This is a genomic window from Noviherbaspirillum sp., assembly GCF_035944575.1.
In the GTDB taxonomy this organism is placed as follows: domain Bacteria; phylum Pseudomonadota; class Gammaproteobacteria; order Burkholderiales; family Burkholderiaceae_D; genus Noviherbaspirillum.
In genome coordinates this window covers 1-8441 of the sequence record NZ_DASZBA010000096.1, presented here as the reverse complement: position 1 = coordinate 8441, position 8441 = coordinate 1, and the positions used below count along the sequence as shown (strand labels likewise).

The following is an 8441-nucleotide window of genomic DNA, read 5'->3' as shown; positions in this document are numbered from 1 at the left end:
CGCCCTGTTCCTTGAAGAGCCGCGCGGTCGCCAGACCGATTCCGCTGACACCGCCGGTGATCAAAACGATTTTCCCATTCAGCCGTTCCATTGATGTTTCCTTGTTTATTGATGTAGTTAGACCAGGGTTCCCAACGTTCGCATGCGCAGACTCATTGGCGGCACTTCCTCCGAATCGATATGCACGTCGATCAGCGTCGGTCCCTTGCGCATGCAGATCGCATCCATATCAAGCGTTGCAAAATCGTCAGGGCTGCGGATGGTATAGGCATCCGCGCCCATCGCACGCGCCATGGCAGTGAAATCGGTGGCCGGCAGCTTGAACGCGATCCGCTCCGCGCGCGCGAGTTGCTGTCCGTGCTTTACCATCCCGAGCGCGGCGTCATTCAGCACGACGAAGATGACGGTCAATTCTTCCGCCACCGCCGAAGATATTTCCTGCCCATTCATCAGCATGCTGCCGTCCCCGGTGATGCACACTACGGGTACGTCGCGATTCGCGGCGGCGGTGCCTACCGCACCGCCGATTGCCCATCCCATGGGCGCGAAATCCACCGTGACACGCAGCCATCCGCCTTCGCTCTTGCGCCGTCCGATTGCCGCTTCACGATCTTTGCCGCTGATGCGCCGCTCGCTTCTCCTGCGATCCCAAAGCTGAAGGTAATGCACCGCCCAAGCCATGCTGTTGCCGGCATCCGCAAGAAAGCGGGTGCTTTCCGGGAACAGTTGTCCGAGTTCCCGCATGAGCCGCTGGGGTTTGATCGGTACGGCGTCACTGGCGCATTTTTCACTTTCATCCAGAACGAGGTTGCGGTTGGGCTCCTGCAATGAGGACATGATGGGGAAATGTGCAGGGCGGCGCATGTCACGCATGAGTTCCGCGAGACGGCCGAATACCGACAGGATGCGGCCTCTCACATGCAGCCTTGCCACGGGACTGCGGGCAAGATGGTCATCCGATTCGTCGATATGCACGAGCTTCTTATTGAGCAGTGATTCGCTCCAGCCGCTGCTGGTCCATTCGCCCATGCTTGTGCCGATGGCAATAATGAGATCGACGGCTTCAACTCGCAACGCCGCTTCGGCGGATGTATGTCCGGCAAAGCCGAAGACGCCGCGATATAACGGATGCGCAGGATTGATAAAGCCCTTGCCGTCCGGCGTGGTAACGAAGGTGGCACCGACGATCTCGGCAAATTGAAGGATGACACCCGCCGCTTCGCCACACCAACCGCCAATGACGATGACGACATTCTCCGAATCACGCACCAGCCTGGCCAGCGATTCGGTCGCGTTTTCATCCTGCATGGCGGGCGGCTGCAATAGTGCGCGCAAATCATATGCCGCCGTTTTCGACGGGCTCCTGAAAACATCCACGGGAAAGGACAAATGTACCGGCCCACGCGGCGTGCGGGTGGCGCGCATCAGTGCGTTGATGATTTTCTGTTCGAGTTGTTCGGGATGCGAGACGAGCGAGTTGTAATGTGTGCAATGGCTCAGCATGCCAAGCGTGTCGATACCGGTGCAGGACGATTCCTGCAGTGCCCGTTTGCCGAACGCCGGCAGCGCCGGTTGGCCGGTGATGACCAGAAGCGGAATGCTGTTGTCGTAAGCGCACGCGACGCCTGTGATGATATTGGTCGCGCCGGGGCCGGAGGTCGCGCAGCAGACACCGAGCTTGCCGGTTTCACGCGCATAGCCATCGGCCATGAATGCCGCGCCGGATTCATGGCGGGCAAGCATCGGACGAATACGGCCCCTGCGACTGCTTCTCGCAATCGCGTTATAAAGCGGTTCTATCGCGCCGCCCGGAACGCCGAAAATGTATTCGACACCGATCTGTTCGAGATAAGCGATCAGTAAATCGGCGACTTCGAATGGCTTGTCGTTGATGGTGTTTAGTTGTATGACGTCACCGGCATGGTTCCGGCTATCGTCGTCCGGTGCGAGCTCGGTATTGGTCGGCATGGGTTTCTCGCTATGACATTGCGCAGCGCTTTGTAAGCGCCGCAGACATGGACACAGCCATCGTGATGTTAAGCCGAAGGCCGGCGATTACTCGCAGGCAATGTTACCGTAATTCACCGTCGATGCACGACTGGTTTTTGTGTTGTTACAGCTTTTTACCGAAACGTATGGCTAACAAAATGCAAGACATACATGCTTGGCAATACCATGAAACGCCACAACACCGTTGTAATTTTTGTTAGTAATGTTCCCGATGCATAAAGTAACGGTCATGCACAACTGCATAGCAATTGCTAAATAATTAGGGCTTGGGCACAAAGCGATAAGCGTAACCAGCCTGCCATGCAAGCCGCATGGCAATTGAGGAAGCACTCTACGCTGTGGCAGAAAATCGCCAAGCAGTCCATGCCTGACGCGATAAAGGGTTTGCTCCAGGCGACGGCAGTCAGGCGAACTCAAACAGTCCGGCAATCGATGGACCGCGCTGGCTGGGCCCGGTGCAAAAAATGCTGCCCCATGTGGCGCATCGCACGGGGCTTGCGTGCCGCAACATACTTATGGATACGTGGTACGCGACGAAGGAACTGATGCTGTTTATCGAATCGCTTGGCAAGATTTACTACTGTCCATTGAACAGCAGTCGCCTGGCCGACGTCTCGGCGCTGCATTGTATTACCGGCATGCCAATTCGCTGCGCTTGAGTCTTAATTGCTGTGTCTGCAAGAGGCAACGAATTCCGACACGGACGCAACGCGTGCAGCGTGGATAGCTTGTGGAATACTGTGCGGTTTGTCGCTGCAATGTTTTGCCACCTCGCCTGCATTAACTGCCTGGGCGGCCGCCAGCGCACCACGGAGATAAGGCGCTTGAGGAAATGGTCGGTCCATGAAACCAGCGCGTCCGCGATGATCGCATTCGGACGCCTGCAGCATTTCGATGAAACGCTGCGGTTTGCGGAAAGCGTCGCAGCGCTCGAATAATTTGACGATCGTGTCGGCCCGCAATTCCAGTGCGCGTCCGACGTTGCCGTGTTCGCGGGCAGTCATGCGCGCGAGATCGCGGCAGTCGTTTGGAATCTTGAGGCGCTGGCACACTTGCTCCACCAAGGCGGCGCTGCGGCCTTCATGACCGTGATGACGGGGCCACTCGGATGCCGGTGTCGTTCCCTTGCCGAGATCGTGCATCAGCGCAGCGCAACGTATCGCGAGATTGCACCGCTGTTGTGCCGCATAATCGATAACCATCATGACATGCACACCGGTATCTATTTCAGGATGATGTTTTTCCGGTTGCGGTACACCCCAAAGCGCATCAAGTTCCGGCAATATGCGCGCCAGCGCGCCGCAATCGCGCAGCACCTCGAACATGCGCGATGGTTTGGCTTCCATCAGACCGCGCGACAATTCCTGCCACACCCGTTCCGGCACCAGCGCATCAACTTCCCCCTGCTCCACCATGTTGCGCATCAGGGCTGTCGTTTCGGGCGCGACGGTGAATTCGGTAAACCGCGCAGCGAATCGCGCCACGCGCAGGATGCGCACCGGGTCCTCGGCAAAGGCGGGCGACACATGACGGAAGACGCGCTGTTCGATGTCGCGGCGGCCATGGAATGGATCGATCAGCGTCCCGTCCTCGGCCTTGGCGATGGCATTGATGGTCAGGTCACGCCGGATCAGGTCCTGTTCGAGCGTGACGTCGGAAGCGGCGTGGAAGACGAAGCCCTTGTAACCGGGAGCGGTCTTACGCTCGGTACGGGCAAGCGCATACTCTTCGTGAGTTTCCGGATGCAGGAAGACGGGAAAATCCTTGCCGACCGGCGTGTAGCCCAGCGCGACCAGGCTCTCGGGCGTGGCTCCCACCACGACGTGATCATGATCCTGCACCGGCAAGCCGAGCAGTTCATCCCTTACCGCGCCGCCGACAACATAGGTTTTCATGTTGCTACGAAGTTTGATCCGGATAGCTCTCGTATTTTTCCAGACGCTCGGTTTCGGCGAGGGCCTCGCGTATCCACTGCGCCACGGCGGGATGGTCGGCCACCCGGTCCGCATAAGCTTGCAGGGCAGGCGCCAACGCCACATCGTAGGTGCGAAAACGCATGACGACCGGAGCGAAATATGCGTCGGCGATGGAAAATTCACCGAAAAGGAATTTATGCGGACCGGAGCGCGCCAGGCAGTCTTCCCAGATTTCGCAGATGCGTCCGATATCACCCTGCGCTTCCGCCGTGCGGCCCTTTCCGGGAAAGCGGGCCCGGATGTTCATCCACATCGCCGACCGCAGGCCGGAAAATCCGGAATGCATTTCCGCGCAGATGGAACGGGCGTGCGCTCTTGCCGCCACATCAAGCGGCCACATGGCTTTTTCGCGGAATTGTTCGGCAACGTATTCGCATATCGCGAGCGAGTCCCACACCTTGATTTCCCCCGCGACCAGTATCGGGACGCGGCCGGCGGATGAGTATTGGGCAATGTGCGCCGCAGTCTCCGGGCGGCCCAGGCTGAGACGAACTTCTTCGAAGGGAATGCCGAATGCGGTCATCGCGACCCAGGGACGCATCGACCAGGATGAATAGTTTTTATTGGCAATCACGAGCTTGAGGCCGGCGTTCTCAGCGGCATCAAGCGTGCGTGACAAGGTGGGGTCAAGTTCGGTGGTTTGCATAACAGCTGTCTGGATGGCTCGGTTGTCCGGACCATGAGGATAAGGGTTTTGCAGTGTTTTGCCAAACAGTCATCTTTGCCAGCTATTTATTCAATACGAAAGAATGCTGTCGAAGGCTTTGTTGACCGGTTGCTTTCCACCAAGCAGCATCGGCGGAAAAGCACCCCGGACAAGCTTCCGTGGCCGTTATGGCAACTCGCTCGGCACAAATTCCTTCGGCCCGACCATGCCCAGCCGCGCCTTCAGGGATTGCGGCTTGCCCTCGAACAAGGCGGCGTAGTAGGTGGCGTTGGACAACACCTTCTTGACATAGTCGCGGGTTTCGCTGAAGGGAATCGACTCGGCGAAGATGGCACCTTCCACCGTATTCGGCAATGTCGAGCGCCATGCGCGAGGCCGGCCCGGACCCGCGTTATAGGCCGCCGTCGCCATCGCCTGGGATCCATCGAGGTCGCCCAGCACCATGTTCAGATAGTTCGTGCCGAGCAGGATGTTGGTATTGATGTCATTCACTTCGCTTTGCGAGAAGTTGTTCATGCCGATCTTGCGTGCGACCCATTTCGCCGTCGCTGGCATCAGTTGCATCAATCCCGAGGCACCGACATGCGAACGCGCATTGAGAATGAAGCGCGACTCCTGCCGTATCAGGCCATACACCCACGCCATATCGAGGCCGAGGTTCTGTGTCGCGGTCTGCATCACATCGCGGAACGGCGATGGGAAGCGCTGCGTGAAATCCACTTCGACCTTGGTCCGGTCTGACGTATTGACCATCCGGTCAAGCGAATTCTTTTGCCGTGCGTACTCGGCGGCGGCAAGAAGCTGGCGCTCGTTCATCCGGCGCAATTGCCAGTTCCATTCACGGTAACCTTCAAACCGCATATTCAGGTCGATCAGCTTGAAGGCATCGCGGAAGCCCTGGTTTTCCGCCATCGGGGCGATCTCTTCCGGTGTAACCGGCTGGGCTCGCGGCGGCACAACGATTTTTTGCCCCAGCTCTTCCGTCGCAAGCTGACCGTAGAAATTGCTTTGGCTGACGATGGTCAGGAACTGCGCCGTCGCTTCCTCCTGCTTGCCTTCAGCCTTGTAAGCCCGGCCCAGCCAGTAAACCCAGGCAGGGTCATTTTTCACGTTCGTCGGCATCGCCTCGATCGCCGACTTGACCAGCTTCCAGTCGCCCGCGCGCAACGCCGCCCGTACTTTCCAGTGGTGTCCTTCAGGCGACAGCGGCGCACCCGCGGTCCGATGCCAATAGACGGGGGCGTCCGGTGCCAGCTTGAGCGATGACTGCAGCGCGATCTGGGACCACGCAATCGCCAGTTCCGGTTTGCTCAGCTTGTCATCCGATTCCAGCAGCGCGCTGACCGCCTGGGAAGGATTGGCCTTCGCTACGCGGCCAAGGGCGACGAGAAATGTTTCGCGGGAAGCGCGGCCGCTGCCGGCACCGCGTGCAACCACTGCCGCCGGCTTCTCGATCGCCTGCATGAGCGCCGATTCGCTTGCATCGGTAAGCGGGGCAAGGCGGCGGATGGTGGATGTGGAGCCACTGTCGGCGGCCATGCGGATCTGTGCCCAGACATCGCCGGCGCTGAACTGGCCGTTCCCCACCAGGGTGGTAATCAATGCAGGACAGGCTTCGCCGTAATTGGCCGGCGATACCAGGACGCTGCGTGCTTCTTCCGCAACGCTCTTGCCACGCAGTGCCCGCGACATCAAGGCATAGCATTTGACCTGGATATCATCATTGAGCTCGAATTGCGGGTATTGCTCATCAAACAGCGCCCAATTCCGTGACCGACCCAGCTCTAGCAGCCAGTCGTTGCGCAAGCGGTCGGCGATGGCGGTGCCGGCATAGCGATTAAGATAATCGCGGATTTCCTGTTCCGGGGTCGCAAGAAAACGCGCCTTCAGGCGGTAGTAATCGACATAGGATGGGATGGAATAACCGGAAAGGCGGCTGGCGAGTTCCTCGGCCTTGGCCGCATCGCCGCTTCGGGACGCATCGCGCAATGCGAGGAATGCAGCATCGTCGTTGGCATAATTTACTACGCGCTTTTGCGCATGAGCACCGGGCGCCGACAGTACAACGGCGACTGTCGCAAACGCAATGGCAAACCTGTTCAATCGAGACATCAATCTAACGCCTTTAGACACTGAATTTAGATACAGAAATTACTGGATGAAAGAATTCTAGAATAGCATGCAAGGCCACCGACCCGCGTCAACCATTGCGTCATATCATGACTAACAAACCAGTAGACAAAACCACTTTGCGCCGGATGCTGCTTGCCGCTAGACAATCGATTCCGATGGAAGTTCGCCGGCGGCAGGATGAATCCATTGCCCATCGCATCATCGAATGGTGGCATACATGCCGGCCGAACAAGCTTGGTGTGTATTTACCCATACGTGGGGAACCCGAATTGCACGCGGCCTACGTGAAGCTGCACGCACTCGGCGTGCAGCTCGCACTGCCGATGGTCAAGGACAAGGGCGCGCCATTGCTATTCGTGGCATGGCAACCGGGAGATCCGCTCAGTGTCGATGCGATGGGAATCCCGGGGCCCGTCGCGACGGCGGCCGAGGTGCAGCCCGATGCCCTGCTGATACCGTGCGTCGGTTTCAGCGAAGCCGGATTCCGCCTGGGATATGGCGGAGGATACTACGACCGGACATTGGCCCGGACGCCGAGACCGATGACCGTCGGCATCGCGTATCGCTGCCTGAAGGCGGACATCCAGCCTGCGCCGTACGACGTGCCGATGGACGTCATCATCACTGAATGACAGTCTGTTCGGCAGGAACGAAAAAGCCGGCTTGCGCCGGCTTTTTATCGAACGCGCATCAATGCGTCATCGTCAGGTCTTGTAGATACCGCATGCGACGACGAGATCGCCAACCCGTTGGAAATACGACGACTTTACCTTGATCTCGTTCGTCACCGGGTGCGCCCATTTGTATTCCATCCAGCCATGACCGGTTGATCGTGCGATCTTTGCCATTTCGACCACAAAGAACTTGCCGTCGACATCCTTGCTGACGGGTCCCGCGCCAAGCGTCCGCGGGTTGTTGCCATGGGCGACGAATACCGCATCATTGAGGCCGAATGCCATCAGATAAAGATCGCGGTCGACGAATTGCCCCTTGCCCAGCTTGTTGATCTCCGCGAGCAGCGCATCCTTGCCATGCATCTTGTAGTACTCGGCGCCTCGCTTGACCAGCTCGGCCGCCTCCTCCGCATTGCCGTACTCCCTGTCGCCCAGGTTGAATCCGGCGACCGCCTTCATCAATGCGACGGCCTGCTCGTTCAAGCTTACCGCCGTCCGGGTGGCGTCTTCCACCAGCTTGGCGTTCTGCTGCGTCATACCGTCGATCTGGGTAATCGCATTATTGACCGAATCGATACCGGCGCTTTGTTCCCTGCTGGCTCCGCTGATTTCCTTGATGATCGACGCGACGCGCTTGACCGAGGAAACAATCTCCTCCATCGCCTTGCCCGCGTCGTCGACCAGCTTGCTGCCGGCGTCCACTTTCTCCACCGAATCACCGATCAGCGTCTTGATTTCCTTCGCCGCGCTTGCCGAGCGCTGCGCCAGGGTACGCACTTCCGCCGCCACCACCGCGAAGCCCCTGCCCTGCTCACCTGCGCGAGCCGCCTCCACCGCGGCGTTCAACGCGAGGATATTGGTCTGGAATGCGATACCGTCGATGACGCTGATGATGTCAACGATCTTGCGGGAACTGTCCTTGATGGAACCCATGGTCTGTACGACCTGCCCGACCACTTCGCCGCCCCTGACCGCATATTC

General features: G+C 58.7%; 7 protein-coding genes. 2 read left to right on the top strand and 5 right to left on the bottom strand.

The features are described 5' to 3' along the window. Positions 1 to 117 precede the first annotated feature (117 nt). On the bottom strand, positions 118 to 1968 hold the full coding sequence (locus tag VGU61_RS05970) for a thiamine pyrophosphate-binding protein (RefSeq protein WP_326858190.1): 1851 nt from the start codon (positions 1966 to 1968) through the stop codon (positions 118 to 120). Between the two features lie 506 nt (positions 1969 to 2474). On the opposite strand from VGU61_RS05970, the gene VGU61_RS22620 reads away from it, so the two are divergent. Continuing rightward, entirely contained in the window at positions 2475 to 2669 is a 195-nt protein-coding gene (locus VGU61_RS22620; protein ID WP_414691604.1) for a hypothetical protein, read from the top strand. 3 nt (positions 2670 to 2672) lie between these two features. Here VGU61_RS22620 and VGU61_RS05960 read toward each other — a convergent pair whose 3' ends face one another. The 3 genes from VGU61_RS05960 to VGU61_RS05950 all read right to left on the bottom strand — a co-directional run bounded on the left by VGU61_RS05960 (position 2673) and on the right by VGU61_RS05950 (position 6765). Next, on the bottom strand, positions 2673 to 3905 hold the full coding sequence (locus VGU61_RS05960; protein WP_326858189.1) for a multifunctional CCA addition/repair protein: 1233 nt from the start codon (positions 3903 to 3905) through the stop codon (positions 2673 to 2675). A gap of 4 nt (positions 3906 to 3909) precedes the next feature. After that, positions 3910 to 4632, bottom strand: a complete 723-nt coding sequence (locus tag VGU61_RS05955) for a glutathione S-transferase family protein (RefSeq protein ID WP_326858188.1) — start codon at positions 4630 to 4632, stop codon at positions 3910 to 3912. A 186-nt stretch (positions 4633 to 4818) separates the two neighbouring features. Continuing rightward, positions 4819 to 6765 carry a lytic transglycosylase domain-containing protein gene (locus VGU61_RS05950; protein WP_326858187.1) on the bottom strand — a complete coding sequence of 649 codons (1947 nt, stop codon included), beginning with the start codon at positions 6763 to 6765 and terminating at the stop codon, positions 4819 to 4821. A gap of 107 nt (positions 6766 to 6872) precedes the next feature. Between VGU61_RS05950 and VGU61_RS05945 the strand changes: the two genes are divergently transcribed. Further along, complete coding sequence (locus VGU61_RS05945; RefSeq protein ID WP_326858186.1) at positions 6873 to 7418, top strand: 5-formyltetrahydrofolate cyclo-ligase; 546 nt, start codon at positions 6873 to 6875, stop codon at positions 7416 to 7418. A gap of 72 nt (positions 7419 to 7490) precedes the next feature. On the opposite strand, the gene VGU61_RS05940 is transcribed toward VGU61_RS05945, so the two are convergent. After that, positions 7491 to 8441, bottom strand: a 951-nt coding sequence (locus VGU61_RS05940) for a methyl-accepting chemotaxis protein (RefSeq protein ID WP_326858185.1), incomplete at its 5' end; no start/stop codon positions are given.

Excerpts from the sequence above, each read along its gene's own strand:
- VGU61_RS05950 (WP_326858187.1), bottom strand. The coding sequence starts at position 6,765 with ATGTCTCGATTGAACAGGTTTGCCATTGCGTTTGCGACAGTCGCCGTT.
- VGU61_RS05945 (WP_326858186.1), top strand. The coding sequence starts at position 6,873 with ATGACTAACAAACCAGTAGACAAAACCACTTTGCGCCGGATGCTGCTT.
- VGU61_RS05955 (WP_326858188.1), bottom strand. The coding sequence starts at position 4,632 with ATGCAAACCACCGAACTTGACCCCACCTTGTCACGCACGCTTGATGCC.
- VGU61_RS05970 (WP_326858190.1), bottom strand. The coding sequence starts at position 1,968 with ATGCCGACCAATACCGAGCTCGCACCGGACGACGATAGCCGGAACCAT.
- VGU61_RS22620 (WP_414691604.1), top strand. The coding sequence starts at position 2,475 with ATGCTGCCCCATGTGGCGCATCGCACGGGGCTTGCGTGCCGCAACATA.
- VGU61_RS05960 (WP_326858189.1), bottom strand. The coding sequence starts at position 3,905 with ATGAAAACCTATGTTGTCGGCGGCGCGGTAAGGGATGAACTGCTCGGC.